Origin of the sequence: Actimicrobium antarcticum, from assembly GCF_039536745.1 — a bacterium.
In the GTDB taxonomy this organism is placed as follows: Bacteria; Pseudomonadota; Gammaproteobacteria; order Burkholderiales; family Burkholderiaceae_D; genus Actimicrobium; species Actimicrobium antarcticum.
Genome location: NZ_BAAAZE010000001.1, coordinates 297,762 through 318,404 on the forward strand (window position 1 = coordinate 297,762; position 20,643 = coordinate 318,404).

General features: G+C 56.4%; 19 protein-coding genes. 7 read left to right on the top strand and 12 right to left on the bottom strand.

The genetic code is table 11. The annotated features are described in order from the left end of the window. Positions 1-9 precede the first annotated feature (9 nt). The 7 genes from ABD720_RS01195 to fabI all read left to right on the top strand — a co-directional run bounded on the left by ABD720_RS01195 (position 10) and on the right by fabI (position 9,395). Positions 10-1,113: a polysaccharide lyase family protein gene (locus ABD720_RS01195; RefSeq protein WP_344761379.1), complete on the top strand. Its 1,104-nt coding sequence runs from the start codon at positions 10-12 to the stop codon at positions 1,111-1,113. Positions 1,114-1,492: 379 nt separating this feature from the next. After that, positions 1,493-4,009 carry a transglycosylase SLT domain-containing protein gene (locus ABD720_RS01200; protein ID WP_344761380.1) on the top strand — a complete coding sequence of 839 codons (2,517 nt, stop codon included), beginning with the start codon at positions 1,493-1,495 and terminating at the stop codon, positions 4,007-4,009. 244 nt (positions 4,010-4,253) lie between these two features. Beyond that, positions 4,254-5,358 (top strand): peptide chain release factor 2 gene (gene prfB / locus ABD720_RS01205; protein ID WP_344761381.1). Its coding sequence is split into 2 segments (ribosomal slippage): positions 4,254-4,334 and positions 4,336-5,358, totalling 1,104 coding nucleotides; the frame shifts between segments, so codons are not numbered across the junction. Positions 5,359-5,389: 31 nt separating this feature from the next. Continuing rightward, entirely contained in the window at positions 5,390-6,922 is a 1,533-nt protein-coding gene (gene lysS / locus ABD720_RS01210; RefSeq protein ID WP_344761382.1) for a lysine--tRNA ligase, read from the top strand. A 180-nt stretch (positions 6,923-7,102) separates the two neighbouring features. Further along, complete coding sequence (locus tag ABD720_RS01215) at positions 7,103-7,756, top strand: glycine zipper 2TM domain-containing protein (RefSeq protein ID WP_344761383.1); 654 nt, start codon at positions 7,103-7,105, stop codon at positions 7,754-7,756. A 249-nt stretch (positions 7,757-8,005) separates the two neighbouring features. Then, positions 8,006-8,443, top strand: a complete 438-nt coding sequence (locus tag ABD720_RS01220; RefSeq protein WP_344761384.1) for a universal stress protein — start codon at positions 8,006-8,008, stop codon at positions 8,441-8,443. A 166-nt stretch (positions 8,444-8,609) separates the two neighbouring features. Further along, positions 8,610-9,395, top strand: a complete 786-nt coding sequence (fabI, locus tag ABD720_RS01225) for an enoyl-ACP reductase FabI (RefSeq protein WP_344761385.1) — start codon at positions 8,610-8,612, stop codon at positions 9,393-9,395. A gap of 222 nt (positions 9,396-9,617) precedes the next feature. Here the strand turns inward: fabI and ABD720_RS01230 are convergent, their stop codons facing one another. From ABD720_RS01230 to uvrB, 12 genes are all read right to left on the bottom strand, one after another. Continuing rightward, positions 9,618-10,787 carry an NAD(P)H-dependent flavin oxidoreductase gene (locus tag ABD720_RS01230; RefSeq protein WP_344761386.1) on the bottom strand — a complete coding sequence of 390 codons (1,170 nt, stop codon included), beginning with the start codon at positions 10,785-10,787 and terminating at the stop codon, positions 9,618-9,620. Between the two features lie 229 nt (positions 10,788-11,016). Next, positions 11,017-11,211 carry a Fe-S cluster assembly protein IscX gene (gene iscX / locus ABD720_RS01235; RefSeq protein ID WP_344761387.1) on the bottom strand — a complete coding sequence of 65 codons (195 nt, stop codon included), beginning with the start codon at positions 11,209-11,211 and terminating at the stop codon, positions 11,017-11,019. A 36-nt stretch (positions 11,212-11,247) separates the two neighbouring features. Continuing rightward, the gene (gene fdx / locus ABD720_RS01240; RefSeq protein ID WP_344761388.1) at positions 11,248-11,586 is read right to left on the bottom strand and encodes an ISC system 2Fe-2S type ferredoxin; all 339 of its coding nucleotides are present in this window, start codon (positions 11,584-11,586) and stop codon (positions 11,248-11,250) included. Positions 11,587-11,614: 28 nt separating this feature from the next. Next, positions 11,615-13,480 (bottom strand): Fe-S protein assembly chaperone HscA, encoded by a 1,866-nt coding sequence (gene hscA / locus ABD720_RS01245; protein WP_344761389.1) that lies wholly within the window; start codon positions 13,478-13,480, stop codon positions 11,615-11,617. Positions 13,481-13,551: 71 nt separating this feature from the next. Further along, complete coding sequence (hscB, locus tag ABD720_RS01250; RefSeq protein WP_344761390.1) at positions 13,552-14,067, bottom strand: Fe-S protein assembly co-chaperone HscB; 516 nt, start codon at positions 14,065-14,067, stop codon at positions 13,552-13,554. A gap of 145 nt (positions 14,068-14,212) precedes the next feature. Continuing rightward, positions 14,213-14,536 carry an iron-sulfur cluster assembly protein IscA gene (gene iscA, locus ABD720_RS01255; protein WP_344761391.1) on the bottom strand — a complete coding sequence of 108 codons (324 nt, stop codon included), beginning with the start codon at positions 14,534-14,536 and terminating at the stop codon, positions 14,213-14,215. Positions 14,537-14,559: 23 nt separating this feature from the next. Beyond that, on the bottom strand, positions 14,560-14,955 hold the full coding sequence (iscU, locus tag ABD720_RS01260; protein WP_344761392.1) for a Fe-S cluster assembly scaffold IscU: 396 nt from the start codon (positions 14,953-14,955) through the stop codon (positions 14,560-14,562). Positions 14,956-15,012: 57 nt separating this feature from the next. Then, the gene (locus tag ABD720_RS01265) at positions 15,013-16,266 is read right to left on the bottom strand and encodes an IscS subfamily cysteine desulfurase (RefSeq protein ID WP_344761393.1); all 1,254 of its coding nucleotides are present in this window, start codon (positions 16,264-16,266) and stop codon (positions 15,013-15,015) included. 15 nt (positions 16,267-16,281) lie between these two features. Further along, positions 16,282-16,755: a Fe-S cluster assembly transcriptional regulator IscR gene (iscR, locus tag ABD720_RS01270; RefSeq protein WP_344761394.1), complete on the bottom strand. Its 474-nt coding sequence runs from the start codon at positions 16,753-16,755 to the stop codon at positions 16,282-16,284. A 448-nt stretch (positions 16,756-17,203) separates the two neighbouring features. Beyond that, on the bottom strand, positions 17,204-17,569 hold the full coding sequence (locus ABD720_RS01275) for a four-helix bundle copper-binding protein (protein ID WP_344761395.1): 366 nt from the start codon (positions 17,567-17,569) through the stop codon (positions 17,204-17,206). 133 nt (positions 17,570-17,702) lie between these two features. Beyond that, the gene (locus tag ABD720_RS01280) at positions 17,703-18,470 is read right to left on the bottom strand and encodes a uracil-DNA glycosylase family protein (RefSeq protein ID WP_344761396.1); all 768 of its coding nucleotides are present in this window, start codon (positions 18,468-18,470) and stop codon (positions 17,703-17,705) included. A 4-nt stretch (positions 18,471-18,474) separates the two neighbouring features. After that, complete coding sequence (gene uvrB, locus ABD720_RS01285; RefSeq protein ID WP_344761397.1) at positions 18,475-20,568, bottom strand: excinuclease ABC subunit UvrB; 2,094 nt, start codon at positions 20,566-20,568, stop codon at positions 18,475-18,477. Positions 20,569-20,643 lie beyond the last annotated feature (75 nt).

Below are 20,643 nucleotides of genomic sequence, written 5' to 3' on the forward strand. Positions count from 1 at the left end.
GAATACAAAATGGCAGACATCCGAATTCCGAGGTTAAGCAATCACGATGTCGTCTACAAAGCAGATGGCACACGCAAGGTCATCGACAATACGAACAAAGACCTTCAAGTCGAAGCGGGCGACATTATTTTTGACGCCAATACCCACACAACCATGGTCGTCAACGCCAATGGTCGCGACGCGCTGGTAATCGGCGATCGTGGTCCTGGCAAAGCGACAGCGTCGACCGACGATGATTTTTCTGCAAGGGACCGTTCCTCCCTGAGCGCCTATTTCAAACGGCTGTTCAGCCAAGCCAGTGAAGGACAGCAACAGGCAATGTTCGAGCAGACGAACGCAACGAATTCGTCGGGTGCTGACGCTGACAGTGGAATTTTGCCGGGCGGATCGGCATCCCAGTCTCAGTCTCAGTCTGGCGACATCCTTGATCCCGGCCAGAGCTGGCAGGTGGCAGCCCGCTCCGATTCGAACCCCGCCCAGTCCTCTGATGGCGATCCGCGTAGCGCTGACTATGCTGGTGACTCCGGGAACGCACGGACTGCAGGAGAAGGCAGTACAAGCGGATCCGGGAAGCCGGGGCGCAGTACATTAGCGGTCAAGGGCAGCAAGTTTGGTCCCGACCATCACTACCGTGTCGTTAACGGCGTTGAAGAATTCAGTGTTGCCACAAGCGATCGCCAGCCGGGATTCTGGAATATGCCGCGCTCCGAAGGTGCATTTCTCGACGATAAGTTCACAAGCAATAATCCACATGCCTTCTCGGCGGACTACACGATCAAGTCAGGCAATGGATTTTGCATAGCGCAGGTTTTCAACGAATCATCAAACGGCCATCCTCAGCTCATGGTGATATACAAAGACGGCGCAATTGACGTGGGCGGCAAAAAGATACCGATGCGATTGGGTCAGCCATTCAATCTGGAAATCCGGCTCGGGGATAATGGCACTCAGGTCTATGTCGACCACCAACTGGTCGCAGCGGCGCCACTGCAGCATCAGGGTGGAAGCAATTATTTCCGCTACGGCGCCTATCTTCAGGGGCGCAACAAGGCGGTTCCCGAATCTACCAGCGCAGTGGTTGATGTTTCTGGCGCGAACGTTCAGGCTGCCTGATCGCTACTCCCTCACGCATGGAGTGATCGACACTGCAGCACGCTGTCGGGTCCGCGAACTGGATGCCTTGCTGGTCACGAGTGCGCCACTCGTCGGGTTTACCTTTGTACTCGATCCCGCCAGCCCCGGCTGCCTGCACCAGACTATGCCTGAGCCAGTGCGGCAAACCAACGGCTCACTGGCAGTTGCGTTTCTACTAGTTGTTTCAGCCAGATAGCCCACACCACTTTTTACGGAACCCTTATACCAAAGCAGACCACGCAACATTAGGTGGTAATTGACTACGCGATTCAGGTAGCCATATTCCATGGCGGCAAACGCGCCAAGTAAATAGCGATTGCCTGTTTGTGTGTGGTGGTTACATTAGCGAGATCTCAACATGGCAGACATCCGAATTCCGAGGCTCAGCAATTACGATGTCGTCTACAAAGCAGATGGCACACGCACGGTCGTTAACAACACGAACCAAAACCTTCAAGTTGAAGCGGGCGATATTATTTTTGACGCCAAAACGCACACAACCATGGTCGTCAACGCCAATGGCACCAATGCCCTGGTGATTGGTGATGTCGGTCCTGACAGAACAACCGCGACGACTGACGACGATCTGAATATAAAAGATAGTTTTTCCGTGAATGCCTTTTTCAAGAGGTTGTTCGGACAAGCCAATCAGTCACAGCAACAGGCGATGATCAAGCAGGCAAAGGCAACGGAATCATCAGGTTCTGCCGCTGACCAGGGATTTTTACCGACCGACACGACGTTTCAGCAACAGCCTGGAGACATCGCGGATCCTGGCCAGGGCGGGCATCAAGCGGATTGCTCAGATCCGAATTGCGCCGAATGTACTGCGGCAGCGCCAGCCACCGGCAGCGCTCCCGGATCCAGCCATATGGAGCACACCAACGGACACGAGATTGGCGCGATGAACCACGGCGAATCGAGCGGGCATAACGGTCATTCCTTTGGTGATTTACTAGATATCGACGAACAAACCGCTATTGCAGGAAAGATTTTTGGTGGCAACGGCACGGGCTTTGTCGACAAGATGCGTCAATGGACCGTCGATAACCAATTCTTCAATCAGGGACAAAATGAAAAGGAAAGGGAAGCCGGAACCTATATGGCCACGAATATGGCGAGCAAATTCGCCGTCTTGAATCCGAATAATTTTGCCGATGAAGCCACTGCAAGTCGCGTCTATGGCGAGGCAAAAACGCTGGCCGTAAAAGGTGACGCAGCCGGCCTTGGCAAGCTGGTCGATCAGTACGGCGATCGCCACGGACTGACAAACGACGAACTGGTACAACTGTATAACGTCAATGAACACGAGTATCTGCACCATATCAGCGGCGGCGCACCCGAAGGTTCGCTCGGTAGGGATCTGTTTAACAGTTGCCATGCATTTTCGTTATCCACGAGTGACATGAACAGCAATGACGGAATAAGTTCAGTTCAGGGAGGCTATAACGACAAAGGCCAATACCCGCAATGGGGTTGGTTCGAGGCGTCAAAGCGTGTTGCCGATACGTTAGGTCTTGCAGATAAAAAAGGTAACGTCTACAGCGACAATGACCACGCTGTGGATCACTCTGCCGGTGGTAGCGATCACTCTGCCGGCAGTAGCGATCACTCTGCCGGCAGTAGCGATCACTCTGCCGGCAGTAGCGATTACTCTTCAGGTGGTAGCGATTACTCCGGCACAGGTAGCGATCATTCCCATGACAACGCTAATGGCTCCGGAGATATTGGTGCTAGCCAAGCCGCACAGACGCTTCTGGACGATCCGTTATTCATGAATAACGGACAATACAGGACCTATACCCGCAAAGAATTGGAAGCACTGGCAGCAGATCCAGCGACAAGTGCCAAGACCAAAGCAGCGCTTGAATCCTTATTGAGCAACGATAGCCTCTACAACAGTATCGAAACGGCCAATGACAGCAAGCTGGCATCCGCGTCCGACAGGGATGACGACATTATTTCAACCAACGATTTGACGGTATTCCTTGCTAACGGTGGCTCTGGCGCCGGAAGCATGACTTCTGCAGATGCTGCTAGGACGCTGCAGAACGATCCGTTATTCATGAATAACGGACAGTACCGAACCTATACCCGCAAGGAGTTGGAAGCGCTGGCAGCCGATCCAGCTACAAGTGCCGAGACGAAAGCAGCGCTTGACTACCTATTGCGCAACGATAGCTTCTATAACAGCATTGAAACGGCCAACGACAGCATGCTTCAGTCAGACGCAGATAAAAACGACGATATCATTTCGACCAATGACCTTACGACGTTCCTTGCCAATGGGGGAATGGGCAGTGGTGGCACGGGAGGTGGTACGGGAGGTGGTACGGGAGGTGGAACGGGAGGCAGCACAAGCGGCACTGGCAGCACCACCGGAGGCACCAAAACCGGCGGGGGAACGCTCAACCTCTCTGCCAATCCTGCATTGCAACCTTACGCCGCTGCGATCGCGGCTGCATCCAAGGCCACCGGCATACCACCGGAAATCATCGGCGCGCAGATCTGGGCCGAATCGCGCGGCCGCATGTCGACCAGTACGACAAACGGCGATGGCTCCCAGGACGTCGGTCTGATGCAGATCAGCCAGGGCCGTCTGGCCAAGGATAATCTTTCACAGGATCAGAAGGATGCAATCAAAAAAGCCACCGGCAAGGACTGGTCGCAACTCGATGTCAGCAACCCGGCCGACAACATCATGGCGGGCGCTTTCCACCTGAAATATTTTATTGGACAGAACGGAGGCAATGTCGACGCAGGGCTGGCGGCATATGTCGGGCGCGATCCGAAGTACGTCGCCAACATACAGACGTTCAGATCTCAACTTGAAAGAAACGTTGCGCTGTCAAACGATGCGGGCACTCCATTTTAGAAACCTGTTCCAATCCGTGCCATCTGTCTGAAAACGGCGGACTCATGACACGGCATAGCTGAAGCACTTGCCAGCTCGGCGGCTGATAACGTGGGCGCCGCCTCCTCGCCATGGCAATTCATCCGGGCCCGAATCGCCGTTTGATGTGGGCACGGTCGTTTTGAAAGGCGAGCCGTTACTGATAGAAGGCCCGGGTGGTCGCGTATAATTTTGTCTTTTCCCGCACAAGACAAAAGACGACATCATGGAAGCAGAACAACTTAATTCTCTGGAAGGGCTGCTCGCAGACCTGACCATCCGCGCCAACGAACTTCGGAGGTATCTTTGACTTCGATAACAAGTCAGAGAAACTAGATCAGGTCAACGCCGAACTTGAAGACCCGAAAGTCTGGGACGACCAGAAGCGCGCACAAGACCTCGGCAAAGAAAAAAAATCCCTCGAATCGATCGTGCTTGCACTAATCAAGATCGACGCCGAATTGCGCGATGCGAGCGACCTGTTCGAGATGGCCCGCGAAGAAAAAGACGAAGATACGCTGCTGGCTGTCGAGCAAGACACCCAGGAACTGGCCAGGCTGGTCGAGGGCATGGAATTCCGCCGCATGTTCAGCAATCCGATGGACCCGAACAACTGCTTCATCGATATCCAGGCTGGTGCCGGCGGTACCGAAGCGCAGGACTGGGCCTCGATGCTGATGCGACAGTACTTGCGCTATTGCGAACGCAAGGGTTTCAAGACCGAAATCATGGAGCAGTCCGACGGCGAAATCGCCGGCATCAAGACCGTGACGATCAAAGTCGAGGGCGATTACGCCTACGGTTTCCTGCGTACCGAAACCGGTGTCCATCGGCTGGTGCGCAAATCGCCGTTCGATTCCGCGAACGGTCGCCACACGTCGTTTTCCAGCCTGTTCGTCTATCCGGAAGTCGATGACTCGCTGGAGATCGACATCAATCCTGCCGATGTCCGGGTCGATACCTATCGCGCCTCGGGTGCCGGTGGACAGCACATCAACAAGACCGACTCCGCAGTACGACTGACCCATGGCCCGACCGGCATCGTCGTGCAATGCCAGAACGACCGCAGCCAGCACCGCAACCGCGCCGAAGCGTGGGCCATGCTCAAGTCGCGCCTGTACGAACATGAAATGCGCAAGCGCATGAGTGATCAGCAAAAGCTGGAAGACTCGAAGACCGACATCGGCTGGGGTCACCAGATCCGTTCGTATGTGCTGGACCAGTCGCGTATCAAGGATTTGCGCACCAGCTTCGAGACCGGCAACACCAAAGCGGTCCTGGATGGCGAACTCGATGAATTTATCGCGGCCTCCCTGAAGCACGGCGTCTAATCCCTCTCCCCTTTTTTGATTGCTCAATTCCATGACCACCAACACTGAAGTCGCGCCCGATGCGGCGCATCCCGACGAACATTCGATCCTCGCCGAACGACGCGCCAAGCTGACCGCGATACGCGCCAACGGCATCGCGTTTCCGAATGATTTCCGGCCACAGCACAAGGCTGCTGCACTGCATCTGCAGTACGGCGACACCGATAGCGCCACGCTCGACAGCGAGGCCGTCAACGTCGTCGTGGCTGGTCGCATGATGCTCAAGCGCGTGATGGGCAAAGCCTCGTTCGCCACTCTGCAAGATGCCTCCGGTATCAAGGCCGACGGTCGCATCCAGCTGTACATCTCGAACGACCTGATCGGTATCGAAGCGCATGACGCGTTCAAGCACTTTGACCTGGGCGACATTCTTGGCGCCGAAGGGGTGCTCTTCAAGACCAAGACCGGCGAACTGTCCGTCAAAGTCACCAGCCTGCGCCTGATCACCAAATCACTGCGACCATTGCCCGACAAATTCCATGGCCTGGCCGATCAGGAAATGAAATACCGTCAGCGCTATGTCGACCTGATCATGAGCGAAGAGACGCGCCGCACGTTCAAGGCGCGTACCGCCACGATGTCGTCGATACGCCGTTTCATGAACGATCATGAATTCATGGAAGTCGAAACGCCGATGCTGCACAGCATCCCGGGTGGTGCTGCCGCAAAACCGTTCATCACCCATCACAACGCGCTCGACATGCAAATGTTTTTGCGTATTGCGCCCGAGCTGTATCTGAAACGACTGGTGGTTGGCGGTTTCGATCGCGTCTTTGAAGTCAATCGCAACTTCCGCAATGAAGGCGTGTCACCGCGCCACAATCCGGAATTCACGATGATGGAATTTTATGCCGCGTATGTCGATTACCAGTGGCTGATGGATTTCACGGAAGCCGTGATCCGTCAGGCTGCCGTCGATGCACATGGCACGGCCGAGCTGACTTACCAGGGTCGCGCGCTGGATCTGAGCAAGCCGTTTCGCCGCTTCACGATCCTCGGAGCGATCAACCACTACGCGCCGCATTACAGCGCAGACCAGCTGGCAGATCCCGATTTCATCAAGGCAGAACTGAAAAAATTCGGCGTCAAGCCGTTTGCTACAGCCGGCCTCGGCGCGTTACAACTGGCCCTGTTCGAAGTAACCGCCGAAGCGCAACTGTGGGAGCCGACTTACATCGTCGACTATCCCGCTGAAGTCTCGCCACTGGCGCGCGCCTCGGATTCCGTGCCGGGCATTACCGAGCGCTTTGAACTGTTCATTTGCGGTCGGGAACTGGCCAACGGCTTCTCGGAACTGAATGATCCTGAAGACCAGGCGGCACGTTTTCAGGCGCAGGTTGCGGCCAAGGATGCCGGCGATGAGGAGGCCATGTTTTATGACGCCGACTACATCCGCGCACTGGAATACGGCATGCCGCCAGCAGGTGGGTGCGGCATCGGCATAGATCGCCTCGTAATGCTGATCACCGATTCGCCAAACATCCGGGACGTAATCCTGTTTCCCCATTTGCGGCGCGAGGACTGACGTCCGAAGCGAGGCACAATGCGGTGTCAGAGGGTAAGACTCCATTGGCGATCTGAATGGATCATGAAATGGTTACATTGAATTACGTCTGACACAGGAACTCGCTGGCTTGCGGTCGATCGGTGCAACATACTCGCTCTACCGACTGCAGCCAGGTCATCAGAAGTCACAGGAGAAATCATGAAAATCAATAAGATGTCAGGCCGTATCCATCCCCTCATGGCAGCTGCAGCCGTTGCCGTGATCCTGGTCAGCCTGGTGGGCGTTGCAGCGATCACTGGCGTTCTGCCGAATTCAACCGCAAAGCAGGCTGAAGTGGTCCCGGTACAAACGCCACTCATATCGCAAGATACCAGGCAAGCATCGGCAAACCACCAATCCGCCCCCGTCAAGCACAGCACGAATAAAAACACGAACAACGAGTCGAACTACGACCGAAACGACAACCGAAACGACAACAATTATTCAGATCGCCAAAACCAGCAGGCCGCCGCTGTCTGCTCTAACTGCGGTCGGGTCGAGTCAGTCAATGCGATTCAATCGGCTGCTCAACCTAGCGGTGTCGGCGTCGGTGTCGGCGCCGTCCTGGGTGGCTTGCTCGGCAATCAGGTCGGTGGCGGTAACGGTCGTACACTCGCTACCGTGGCTGGCGCGGTTGGTGGAGGCTATGCGGGTAATGAAGTTGAAAAGCGCTCGCGCGGCACCACAACGTACCAGGTTCGCGTACGGATGGAAGACGGTCAGATCCGCACTTTTCCGCAAAATGGACCGGAGGGATGGCGCGCAGGCGACCGGGTTCGTGTTGTGAACGGTGCCTTGACCTCACGAGGCTGATATCTGATACGCGGCTGGCGGACGGAGAACACCTTCGTCCCGCTTCTGCAAAACCACATAAGACGACCGCAAGGTCGTTTTTTTTCGCCTGCACAAACCCAAAGCACACCACCCATCGACAACCTCGCCAATTCTTAACAAGGTCGGTTTTGACCTGCATCAACGATATTTTTGTTCACTCTCCCTAGCATCACTGGCGTGTTCTCTGCCCCGCCGAACTGGCGGAAACTCCACCTGGAAGGAAAAAAAATGTTCAAGACCATCCTTGTCCCAACCGACGGCTCCGCCTTGTCCGACAAAGCGATCACCGCCGCCATCGAATTTGCCCGGCTCACTGGCGGAAAGATAATCGGCCTGTCCGTCGCAGAACCCTACCCCTACTCGCCGTTGTCCGAAGGGGCAATGACAAATGACTCGGCAGAGTACGAAGAAAAAATGCGCCAGATGGCGCGTGCGCACGTATTAAAAATCGCCGATGCGGCAAGCGCCGCCGGCCTGCAGTATTCCACCTACGTAACCGAGTCATTCAGTCCGTACGAAGAAATCATCGACGTCGCGGCCAAGCAAGGTTGCGATGTGATTTTCATGGCGTCGCATGGTCGCAAAGGATTGAACAAACTCTTCGTTGGCAGCGAAACGCAAAAAGTGCTCGGCCACACGACGATACCGGTGCTGGTGTTTCGCTAGGAGTCTGGCAGCCATACCGGGTCAATACAAAAAATAGCCGGGTAAGAACAGATCTGGCCAAAGACCGACCAGGCTCCCGGCAACAGTTTTCCCGAGCCACCTCTTTTCCGTACGGCGGCAGGCACAAGCCGCCCGACCTTCTTCATCCACCACATCACAGGCACCCATGGCATTCTTGCAAGGCAAAAAAATCCTGATCACAGGATTGCTCTCCCGTCGCTCCATCGCATTTGGTATCGCACAGGCGTGCAAGCGTGAAGGTGCGGAACTCGCTTTCACATACGTCGGGGAGCGTTTCAAGGATCGCGTCACCGAATTCGCAAAGGAGTTCGGCAGCACGCTGGTGTTCGACTGTGATGTCGGCAGCGATGAGAACATCAACGCCCTGTTCGCCGACCTTGGCGCGTCGTGGGACCATCTGGACGGACTGGTGCACGCCATCGCCTTTGCGCCGGCGGAAGCCATCACCGGCGATTTCCTGGAAGGCTTGTCGCGCGATGCGTACCGGACAGCCCATGAAATTTCTTCGTACAGTTTTCCTGCGATGGCAAAAGCCGCGCTACCCATGTTGCGGCCGAATTCTGCACTGCTCACCTTGAGCTATCTTGGCGCCGTGCGGATTGCACCCCACTACAACACGATGGGACTTGCGAAAGCCTCGCTGGAAGCAAGCGTGCGATATCTGGCAGAAGCGCTGGGTCCGAAAGGCATTCGTGTCAACGGCATTTCAGCCGGGCCCATCAAGACGCTGGCAGCCAGCGGCATCAAGGACTTCGGCAAGTTGCTCGCGCTGGCGGCGGCAGGTGCGCCATTGCGGCGTAACGTGACCATCGACGATGTGGGCAATGCGGCGGCGTTCCTGTTGTCGGACCTTGCGGGCGGCATCACGAGCGAGATCACTTACGTTGACTGCGGGTTTTCACATGTGATGGCATACGAGCGATCGGAGTAGTGTCGCGAATGCAGTAGCCGGGATTGAGTTTGCGGGTCAGCAATGGCCCCGTTCGAAGCGGGGAACAAGTACTGCCGATGCCAGCGGAGTTGAACAGTAACGGGTTGAGTCCGGTCTCCTCGTACGTAGTCGCAGAGAACGCAGTGCGTCAGATAGCTGGCGGAAGAGCCGACCAGTTTGGACGGGTAGCATGAGCGACTTCCGCTCGGCGCATCACCAACCTCAAGCCGGCACGGCAACCATCTCCGGACGCACACCGGTCATGAAGTAACTGATCAGGTCCTGCACCGACCGAATCTCGCTCCCGAACGGCAGCACTTCCGATCCCCGGAAAAACAACCCGCGCTTGATGTCGCCATTCAAGGCAAAGGCGAGCTGGGTATCGATGCAGAACTGGCCTGCCTTGGCATTGCCGTCCCGCAAACCGCACTGGTGCAGGCAGTCGAAGCCCACCGTACATTGCTTCGGCGTTGCTTTCAATTGCAGCTTCACTTCCTTCTCAAGGTAATTCGCCAGCCACGGCGTGCATACCGCACGCGCCGGCAATCCGGCCACGCTCATGAACGTGACGATGTCTTCGGGCCTGGCTTCGGTCAGTACCTTCTTGAAATTCAGATGGGCATCGCCTTCTTCGGTCACGGCGAACGGTGTGCCGAGTTGCACGGCACTGGCACCGAGTGCCAGCAGGTCGCGCATTTGCTCGTGGCTGTGCACGCCGCCGGCAACGATCAATGGAATTTTTTCGCGCTCGATGCCCAGCTGCTTGAATAATTCGAGCGTGCCTTCCAGCACGGTTGGAAATGCGAAGTGCGGGTCCTGAATCGTGTCGAGGCTCATTGCGCCGAGGTGACCGCCGGCGGAATGCGGGTTTTCAATCACGATGGCGTCTGGCAAGCGGTTCTTGCGCATCCATTTCTTGATGACCAGCGAAATACCGCGCGTGTCGGACAGGATCGGAATCAGTGCCACGTCCGGATACCCGGCAGTGAGCTCAGGCAAGTCCAGTGGCAAGCCGGCACCGACCACGACGGCGTTCGCGCCACTTTCGCAAGCCTGGCGAACGGAGGCAGCGTATTCGGCAACTGCCCGCATGATATTGACCGCAACCATCCCGTTACCGTCTGCAATGACCTGCGCCGCCTTGATCTCGCGATCCAGCGCGATCAGGTTCACGGCATTGATCAGTTCCTTGTCGCGATGCTTGGCCGTCTGTTCCATCAGGTCTTTGTGATGACGACGCAGGTCAACACTGGAAATGGTGCCGACCGCGCCCAGGCGGGCGACGGTGCCGGCCAGCCGATGCGCCGACACGCCGATACCCATTCCGCCCTGAACGATGGGCAACAAGGATGTTCCTTTCAAGGTAAACCGCGGGAAGGATGTCTGGTACATGGTGGTTTTCCGATGCCAATAAGCGATGCGTCAAAGTAGCAAAGTGAACGTGAATTTCCCTTGATGTGGATCAACCGGCACAAGATGGGCGAGTTTAGATAACGATCCGTTTCTCCAGAATCGCATCAGGTTTGACCAGCAAAAAAGCCCGCACAACCAACGTTGCACGGGCTTTTTTCTGGTAGACCAGATGGTCTGTTGCTGATCGGAGCAAACGTAGGTCGTTCGCTCAGTCGACTTCGTCGATCCACGCCATCTGTATCGCTTCCAGGATTTGTTCACCGGAACGGTCTGGCGCATCGTCGAAGCCATCCAGTTCACAGACCCACTTGTGCAGGTCCGTGAAACGCACCGTCAGCGGATCGACATCAGGAAACTTGTCGCACAATTCTTCCGCAATGCGGATCGTATCAGTCCATTTCATCGATCACTCCGTCGGTATTTTTCAGGCCAATCAGGCTCAGTGATTTTCGCTCACCTGGTTGATCGTGTACTTCGGAATCTCGATCACCAGATCTTCATCGCCGACCAGCGCCTGGCATGACAGGCGCGAGTTCGATTCCAGGCCCCAGGCCATATCCAGCAAATCCTCTTCTTTTTCACTCGGTTCACCGAGCGACCGGAAACCTTCCCGGATCACGATATGGCACGTGGTGCAAGCGCAGGACTTCTCGCAGGCGTGTTCGATATCGATGTCACTGTCGAGCAGCACATCACAGAGCGACTTGCCCTTGGGCGCATCCAGGACGGCGCCGTCGGGACAGAGGGTAGGATGCGGAAGAATAACAATTTGTGCCACGTGAAGTACCTCGAAAAAGGGAAAGTTATCAGGAAATCTGGTCTAGTGTCTTGCCGGACAGCGCGGCGCGAACGCTGCGATCCATGCGCCGTGCTGCGAAGTCATCGGTGCCGCCAGCCAGTGCCGCGACCGCCTGCTTGATGGCGTCAGGATCGTCGCCGACGATCTGCGTACGAACAGCAGCAATCAGTTGCCTGACCTGCACCAGTTCATCATCCGACAGCAGATGCGCATCGGCGGCCAGCGCGGATTCGGTGGCCAGCACGATACGTTCGGCATCGACCTGCTCTTCGCGCAAGGCGCGCAGTTTCATGTCGGTGTCGGCGGACTTGAATGAATCCTGCAGCATCTGCGCGACCTGATCATCAGCCAATCCATACGATGGCTTGACCGCAATCGATGCCTCGACACCTGAGCGCAATTCGCGCGCCGAGACCGACAACAAGCCATCGGCATCGACCTGATAGGTCACGCGTATCCGCGCAGCGCCTGCCGCCATCGGTGGAATGCCACGCAACTCGAAGCGCGCCAGCGAACGACAATCACTGACCAGCTCGCGTTCGCCCTGCACGATGTGCACGGCCAGCGCGGTCTGGCCATCCTTGAAGGTGGTGAATTCCTGCGCACGTGCACACGGAATGGTGGAGTTACGCGGAATGACTTTCTCGACCAGGCCACCCATGGTTTCGATACCCAGTGACAGCGGGATCACATCCAGCAGCAGCCAGTCATCGCCCGAGGCGCGGTTACCTGCCAGCAGGTTGGCCTGGATGGCAGCACCGAGCGCGACCACTTTGTCGGGATCGATATTGGCCAGCGGCGTCGACTGAAAAAACTCGCCAACACTTTTGCGCACGTGCGGCATGCGGGTCGCTCCACCCACCAGCACCACGCCATCGATATCATCGACGGTCAGACCCGCATCGCGCAACGCCTTGCGGCTCGGCGTGATGGTCTTGGCGACCAGAGGCTGGGTCAGCCTGACGAATTCGCTGGCACTCAGGGTCAGACGGACTTCTTCCCCGGAACCGAGGGCTGCATCGATGTGCGTCTCGGCTTTGGTCGACAGCAATTCCTTGGCTTCACGCGCTTTGACCATCAGCAGGCTGGTGTCTTCATCCGACAGCGGTGCCAGCTTCGCGTGCTCGATAATCCAGCAAAACAGACGGTGATCGAAATCGTCGCCGCCGAGCGATGAATCGCCTCCGGTGGACAGCACTTCAAAGACCCCTTTGGTCAATTTCAGGATCGAGATGTCGAAGGTGCCACCGCCCAGGTCATACACGGCGAACGTACCTTCGGAGGCATTGTCCAGGCCGTAGGCGATTGCGGCCGCAGTCGGCTCATTGAGCAGGCGCAGCACGTTCAGGCCCGCCAGACGCGCCGCATCCTTGGTCGCCTGACGCTGGGCATCATCGAAATACGCCGGCACCGTAATCACTGCACCAACCAGTTCATCGCCAAGCGCGTCCTCGGCTCGCTGACGCAGCGTCGCCAGGATTTCGGCAGACACTTCCACCGGGCTTTTTACGCCAGCGACGGTCTTGAGTTGCACCATCCCTGGCGTGTCGAGGAAATCGTAGGGCAGATTTTCGGCATGGGCGATGTCTTTCAAACCGCGTCCCATGAAGCGCTTGACCGATGAGATGGTGTTGCGCGGATCGGTGGTCTGTGCAGCTTGTGCCAGATAGCCGATGTTGGCGTTGCCGTTCGGCAGATAGCGCACGATCGACGGCATCAATGCGCGACCCTCTTCGTCAGTCAGCACTTCCGGGATGCTGTTGCGCACTGTGGCGACCAGCGAATTGGTGGTGCCGAGGTCGATGCCGACAGCCAGTCGGTGCTGGTGTGGTGCGGTCGACATGCCGGGCTCGGAAATTTGCAGTAAGGCCATGGGAGTCTCAGTAATTCAATAAGGGGTCGGGGCCGGAGTCGAGGCAAGCTTCGCGCGGGTGGGCAGCACGATCATCCTTCCAGCTGGTCGAACAAATACGCAATCTCTGCGCGAAATTTATCCAGGAACATCAGCTCGCGCACTGCCACGCCTGCGTCAGTGTAGTCACTGCTGCCGAGCAGAATGGCAATGCGGTCGACTTGACTCTTCCAGGCGACGGCGAGTTCGGTGTCGAGTTGCGCCAGTGCGGTTACGTCTTTGCCAGCCTTGATCTCATCCAGCGCTTCACGCCATTCCATCTGCTGCATCAGGAACGCCATCGGCATTGCCGTGTTGGACTCGACCTGCAAGTCCACGCCATGCAATTCGCACATATAGGACGCGCGCCTGAGCGGATTACGCAGGGTCTGGTACGCCTCGTTGGCACGCGTTGCCCACTGCATGGCGACGCGTTTTTCAGCATCCGAGCCATTGACGAAGCGGTCAGGATGCACCTGCCCCTGCACCTCGTGATACGCCTTGTCCAACGCAGACGTATTGATCGCGAACGATTCTGGCAAATGAAATAGCGCGAAGTGATTTTGCATGGTGACTTAAAACAAAAGCCCGTTCAATGTGAACAGGCTTGGGATGTTGGCGTGTTCTCTCGCACGGAAGCGGGTGCCATTATTGCATGCGGCATGAAAGGGTCGAACGCGGGCACAGCAGCGTCCCGCGCTTTCGCACTTCAGATCAAATCCGGAAGCTTTCGCCACAACCGCACTCGTCCTTGACGTTCGGATTGTGGAACTTGAAACCTTCATTCAAGCCCTCGCGCGCGAAATCAAGTTCAGTACCGTCGATATACGGCAAGCTCTTCGGATCGACGTAGACATTCACGCCGTGTGATTCAAAGATGCTGTCTTCAGTGGCGCTCTCATCGACATATTCCAGCTTGTACGCCAGCCCGGAACAGCCGGTAGTGCGAACACCAAAGCGCAAGCCTATCCCCTTGCCACGTCGTTCCATGTAGCGGTTGATGTGCTTTGCTGCTTTTTCGGTCAGTGTGATGGCCATATCTTTTCTCGAATTGAAACGACTCAGGCCGCTGTTTCGGTAGCGTGCTTGGTCTTGTAATCCAGCACGGCAGCCTTGATCGCATCTTCCGCCAGGATCGAACAGTGAATCTTGACAGGAGGCAGTGCGAGTTCTTCAGCGATCTCGGTGTTCTTGATCGACATCGCCTGATCCAGCGTCTTGCCCTTGACCCATTCGGTCACCAGCGATGACGAGGCTATGGCCGAGCCGCAGCCATAGGTCTTGAACTTGGCATCCTGGATGATGCCATCGGCACCAACCTTGATCTGCAGTTTCATGACGTCGCCGCAAGCTGGTGCACCAACCATGCCGGTACCGATTGTGTCGTCACCCTTGTCGAAGGCGCCGACATTGCGTGGGTTTTCGTAGTGGTCCAGAACTTTTTCCGAGTATGCCATTGTAGTGCTCCTTGAAATTGCGTCAGTACCCGGCCAGTGCCGGGACCGGTAAATGCGTTAGTGTGCTGCCCACTGGATCGAACTGATGTCGATCCCTTCCTTGTGCATGTCCCACAGTGGCGACAGATCACGCAGCTTGGCCACTTTTTCCTTGATCAGATTGATCGTGAAGTCGATGTCTTCTTCGGTCGTGAAACGGCCAAACGTGAACCGAATCGAGCTGTGCGCGAGTTCATCGCTGCGGCCCAGGGCGCGCAATACATACGATGGCTCCAGGCTGGCCGAGGTACAGGCCGAACCCGACGATACCGCAATGTCCTTGATCGCCATGATCAGCGATTCGCCTTCGACATAGTTGAAGCTCACATTCAGGTTGTGCGGCACGCGATGGGCCATGTCACCGTTGATGTAGACCTCTTCCATCGTCGACAGGCCCTTGGCCAGCCGATCGCGCAAGGCGGTGATGCGAACGATCTCGGACTCCATTTCTTCACGGGCGATCTTGAACGCTTCGCCCATGCCAACGATCTGATGCGTTGCCAGGGTGCCGGAACGCATGCCGCGCTCGTGGCCACCGCCGTGCATTTGCGGTTCGATACGGATACGTGGTTTGCGTCGAACATACAAGGCACCAATGCCTTTCGGACCGTATGATTTATGCGCAGTGAAGGTCATCAGGTCGACTTTGGACTCTGCCAGATCGATGACCAGTTTGCCGGTGGCTTGCGCCGCGTCGCAGTGAAAGACGATACCTTTCGAGCGGCACAGTTCGCCGATTTCGTCGATCGGCTGGATCACGCCGATTTCATTATTGACCAGCATGACGGACACCAGAATCGTGTCCGGGCGTATCGCGGCTGCCAATTGCTCTATCGTGATGAGGCCATTGTCCTGTGGCTGCAGATAGGTCGCTTCGAAGCCCTGGCGCTCCAGTTCACGCACCGTGTCCAGCACTGCCTTGTGCTCGGTCTTGACGGTGATGATGTGCTTGCCCCGGGTTTTATAGAAATGGGCGGCGCCTTTGATGGCCAGGTTGTTGCCCTCGGTGGCGCCGGAAGTCCAGACAATTTCACGTGGATCGGCATTGACCAGTTTCGCGACTTCTGCGCGGGCCTCTTCAACTGCTTTTTCCGCCGTCCAGCCGTACATGTGGCTGCGCGAAGCAGGATTGCCGAACTGCTCGCGCAGGTACGGAATCATTTTATCGGCAACGCGCGGATCGATCGGCGTCGTCGAGGAGTAGTCCAGGTAAATCGGGAAATGCGGTGCCTTCAGAGTATCAATCAGGCTTTTTTCCAGGGGGGCATTCATTGTCTTACGCTCCAATCAAGAAACAACGTGGGACCGATGTAGCACCACTACGTTTTGTTCAATATTTTTTTGCTTTTGCTGATCAACCAGGTCTTTCAGAGACACGGAGTCCAGGTACTCGACCATCTTTGCATTGAGCGTGGACCAGAGATCATGGGTCATGCAGCGGGTACCATGTTCGGACTTCCCGCTATGGCAATTTTCCTTGCCGCCACACTGCGTCGAATCGAGCGGTTCGTCCACGGCGATGATGATATCGGCAACCGTGACATCTTCTGCACGCCGAGCAAGATTGTAGCCTCCGCCGGGACCTCGTACCGATTCCACTATCTCGTGCCGCCGCAATTTGCCGAACAATTGCTCCAGGTAAGAAAGTGAAATTTCCTGGCGCTGACTGATACCGGACAAGGTCACTGGCCCGCCACCCTGGCGCAATGCCAGATCAATCATCGCGGTTACCGCAAAGCGGCCTTTCGTCGTCAGTCGCATGAGTTTTTATTCCCGAATTCTTGCCAGAGGAAATTAATCGTAGTAGTCGATTAATTTTGTCAAGTATAACAAGGTTGAGTAATTTCGTCAGGTATGCATTTTACCTGCAAGGGGAAATAATTGCTGGCGACCAACCTGACTGGAGTAACGCGGTTTGAAGAACCGGGGCGGATAGACATAACCAATTCGGAGCAGACTCCATCGACATTGCAATAACGCGAAATAGCAAGATTAAGGCGTTCCTTAACGTTCGCGACGACCTGACGTATGCAATAGAAATTCGAGCGTGCCATGCGCAATCAAATCCGTTGGGCAAATACGGAAGGTCATTTTCAGCTCGGATGGAAATGAATCCGGAATGGATGTCCAGATCCCCTGAACTCGGCATCCGGTGCGGCTATGGCCAACCTCCGATGAACGGCCATCTGTCCACCATCAGCAATCACAATCACTCCCGGCAAACAATCATCGCCTCAACCATCTGATCGCACGCTTCAGCACAACGCAGGCATGCGTGCAAGCAATCGGCCATGTTTCCAGCCTCAACGCATCCCTCGGCACAGGCTTTGCAAATCATCGAACAGAGCTGGCAGGCGCGGTCATGAAAATGCGACCCGCGCAGCAAAAATCCGCTGGTCATCGAGCACACTTCCTCGCAATCCATCAACAGGCGCATCAACCCGGGTTGAGGTGCCCTGCCCTTGTTTTCATTTTCCAGTGTGTAATCGATCAGCGCCTGGACACATAAATTATGACAACGTTGACTGGCCTCAAGCCCTTTGCGTATCTGCGGGTTCATAGAGTGGTGCAACATGGCTGACTCCCTTGGTTGAATCACCGGATCGCAGCAACCTGCGGAAGACGATGTTCACGTTGTTTTCGGCACCTGCAAACCAGTGTCGAATGGGATCAGCCGGATCGAAGATAGTTCAGCTTTGCTTCAGCGATTACGCCAAATCCTGCAGCAACTGCATTTTTCCGAACAAACTCTGCATCAATGGATTATCAATAAATGACAAGTTGTAAGGATGCTCAGCCACCGCTTGCGGAAAACGGGCAATGCCAGACAGCACCTGCAACTGCGCTGCAATTTTCCCCCACAGCACGAGCGTCGGCGCGGGGTGCAGTTCGGCCAAGGCATCCATAACGATCATCAGAAACGGCAACCAGGCACGTGCTTCACGCACCGGCGGTACGTCCCGGCGAAATACCAATGCGGCATTCAGCAGCAAAAAACCGTGTCGCGTCAAATTAGCCTGCAAGTTCGGCAAGGTCTGAATCATGCCGGAGCCTGCCGCCTGCGCGCGCGCGCCGATCTCAATCATCGGCGCACCCGTGCTTTGCCCGGCCGGCAGGATGCCTTCCGCGATCAGCAGCATCTTCATGAAGTTGCGCAATGAGGTCGCCCGATTGACCGTCTTGGACAACCCCTTGTCCGACCACAATCCATCGACGGCGCCATCCATGAAACAGACCCCGGTGGCGCTGGCAGGCCGCGGATACGGGCCCTCCCCCACCAATACATAACGTACCGCATCCAGCGGCAAGGCAAACGCCGCCAGCAACCGGCCATCGGTCGGCAGATACGTGTCCACGGCCAGCGCAGGCAGATAGGCCGGATCAGCGTTGTCTACCGCTTCAAGTCCGGCCAGCAAGGTCGGCTGCCAGGACGGATCGGCCCGATCCAGCGTGGCCAGTATGTCAGCAGGAATCATCAGCTTACTTGCCGAGCATCGATGCAATATTGTCCGATCCGCTGGCACCAAACAGTTGCTCTTTCAGGACGCGTAACTGGTCACGCACCTGCGCCGCTTTTTCGAACTCCAGGTTCTTTGCATGATCGAGCATCAATTTCTCCAGCCGTTTGATTTCCTTGCTGATCTGTTTCTCGCTCATCGCTTCGTACTTGGCAGTTTCCTGTGCAACCTGCAACTCTTCGCGCGCTTCTTGCGGGCTGTAGACGCCGTCGATCAAATCCTTGATCTGTTTCTTGATACCGATCGGCGTAATGCCGTTGGCAAGGTTGAACGCAATCTGCTTGTTGCGACGGCGCTCGGTTTCATCAATCGCCCGACGCATTGAATCGGTCACCTTGTCACCGTACAGGATCGCCTTGCCGTTCAGGTTACGCGCCGCGCGGCCGATGGTCTGGATCAGGCTGCGTTCGGAGCGCAGGAAGCCTTCTTTATCGGCATCGAGAATCGCCACCAGTGACACCTCCGGCAAATCCAGCCCTTCGCGCAGCAAATTGATTCCGACCAGCACATCGAATGTCCCCAGGCGCAAGTCGCGCAATATCTCGACCCGCTCGACGGTATCAATATCGCTATGCAGATAGCGCACCTTGATGCCATGGTCACTCAGGAATTCGGTGAGCTGCTCCGACATGCGCTTGGTCAGCGTCGTCACCAGTACCCGTTCGTTGAGCTTGACCCGCTCCTGGATCTCCGACATCAGATCATCGACCTGCGTACTGGCCGGACGGACTTCGATAGCCGGGTCGACCAGCCCGGTCGGACGTACCACCTGCTCGACCACCTGGCCGGCATGCGTGACTTCGTAATCGGCTGGCGTCGCCGACACGAACACGGTCTGGCGCATTTTTCCTTCGAATTCATCGAACCGCAGCGGCCGGTTATCCAGCGCCGACGGCAACCGGAACCCGTAATCCACCAGGTTAGTCTTGCGCGCCCGGTCGCCGTTATACATGCCGTTCAATTGGCCGAGCAGAACATGCGATTCGTCCAGAAACATCAGCGCGTCCGGCGGCAAATAGTCCACGAGTGTCGGTGGCGGTTCGCCCGCTTTTGCACCGCTCAGATGGCGCGAGTAATTTTCGATGCCTTTGGTGAAGCCAATTTCCTGCATCATCTCGAGGTCAAAGCGCGTGCGCTGCTCGATGCGCTGCTCTTCGATCAGCTTGTTTTCCTTGCGGAAGAACTCCAGCCGGTCGCGCAACTCGTCCTTGATGGTTTCAATTGCGCGCAATACCGTTGCACGCGGCGTGACGTAATGCGATCCCGGATAGACGGTAAAGCGTGGAATCTTCTGTCGCACGCGGCCGGTCAGCGGATCGAATAGCTGGATGCTTTCGATCTCGTCGTCGAACATCTCCAGCCGCACGGCCAATTCGGCATGCTCGGCCGGAAAGATATCGATCGTATCGCCACGCACCCGAAACGTGCCCCGGCCGAAGTCGATTTCGTTGCGCGCATATTGCATCTGGATCAGGCGCGCAATCACGTCACGCTGGCTGACCTTGTCCTTGGCACGCAAGGTCAGGATCATCTGGTGGTACTCATTCGGATTACCGATACCGTAGATCGCCGACACGGTCGCGACGATGATCACGTCGCGCCGCTCCATCAGCGACTTGGTGCACGACAGCCGCATCTGCTCGATATGCTCGTTGATCGACGAATCTTTTTCGATGAACAAATCCCGCTGCGGCACATAGGCTTCAGGCTGGTAGTAGTCGTAGTAGCTGACAAAGTACTCGACGGCGTTGCGTGGAAAGAACTCACGGAATTCGCTGTACAGCTGCGCTGCCAACGTCTTGTTCGGCGCAAAAATGATGGCCGGACGGCCCATGCGGGCGATCACGTTCGCCATCGTGTAGGTTTTGCCGGAGCCGGTTACACCCAGCAAAGTCTGAAACGACAGTCCGTCTTCGATACCTTCGACCAGCTTGGCGATTGCTGTCGGCTGGTCGCCGGCAGGCAGGAACGGTTGCAGCAACTGAAACGGCGAACCCGGAAAGGCAACGATTTTTGATTCATCGATGGTACTGGAAACTTGGGATAATTCAGCCATGGGGAGGCGACCTTTGGTAAAATTGCGAGCTGTTAATCGGCGTCGGCTAGTTCCTGCGACGCGGTCTCCAACCCG

Bases quoted from the DNA above. Each gene is read 5' to 3' on its own strand.
- ABD720_RS01195 (WP_344761379.1), top strand. From the start codon at position 10: ATGGCAGACATCCGAATTCCGAGGTTAAGCAATCACGATGTCGTCTAC.
- ABD720_RS01200 (WP_344761380.1), top strand. From the start codon at position 1,493: ATGGCAGACATCCGAATTCCGAGGCTCAGCAATTACGATGTCGTCTAC.
- lysS (WP_344761382.1), top strand. From the start codon at position 5,390: ATGACCACCAACACTGAAGTCGCGCCCGATGCGGCGCATCCCGACGAA.
- ABD720_RS01215 (WP_344761383.1), top strand. From the start codon at position 7,103: ATGAAAATCAATAAGATGTCAGGCCGTATCCATCCCCTCATGGCAGCT.
- ABD720_RS01220 (WP_344761384.1), top strand. From the start codon at position 8,006: ATGTTCAAGACCATCCTTGTCCCAACCGACGGCTCCGCCTTGTCCGAC.
- fabI (WP_344761385.1), top strand. From the start codon at position 8,610: ATGGCATTCTTGCAAGGCAAAAAAATCCTGATCACAGGATTGCTCTCC.
- ABD720_RS01230 (WP_344761386.1), bottom strand. From the start codon at position 10,787: ATGTACCAGACATCCTTCCCGCGGTTTACCTTGAAAGGAACATCCTTG.
- iscX (WP_344761387.1), bottom strand. From the start codon at position 11,211: ATGAAATGGACTGATACGATCCGCATTGCGGAAGAATTGTGCGACAAG.
- hscA (WP_344761389.1), bottom strand. From the start codon at position 13,480: ATGGCCTTACTGCAAATTTCCGAGCCCGGCATGTCGACCGCACCACAC.
- hscB (WP_344761390.1), bottom strand. From the start codon at position 14,067: ATGCAAAATCACTTCGCGCTATTTCATTTGCCAGAATCGTTCGCGATC.
- iscA (WP_344761391.1), bottom strand. From the start codon at position 14,536: ATGGCCATCACACTGACCGAAAAAGCAGCAAAGCACATCAACCGCTAC.
- iscU (WP_344761392.1), bottom strand. From the start codon at position 14,955: ATGGCATACTCGGAAAAAGTTCTGGACCACTACGAAAACCCACGCAAT.
- ABD720_RS01265 (WP_344761393.1), bottom strand. From the start codon at position 16,266: ATGAATGCCCCCCTGGAAAAAAGCCTGATTGATACTCTGAAGGCACCG.
- iscR (WP_344761394.1), bottom strand. From the start codon at position 16,755: ATGCGACTGACGACGAAAGGCCGCTTTGCGGTAACCGCGATGATTGAT.
- ABD720_RS01275 (WP_344761395.1), bottom strand. From the start codon at position 17,569: ATGTTGCACCACTCTATGAACCCGCAGATACGCAAAGGGCTTGAGGCC.
- ABD720_RS01280 (WP_344761396.1), bottom strand. From the start codon at position 18,470: ATGATTCCTGCTGACATACTGGCCACGCTGGATCGGGCCGATCCGTCC.
- uvrB (WP_344761397.1), bottom strand. From the start codon at position 20,568: ATGGCTGAATTATCCCAAGTTTCCAGTACCATCGATGAATCAAAAATC.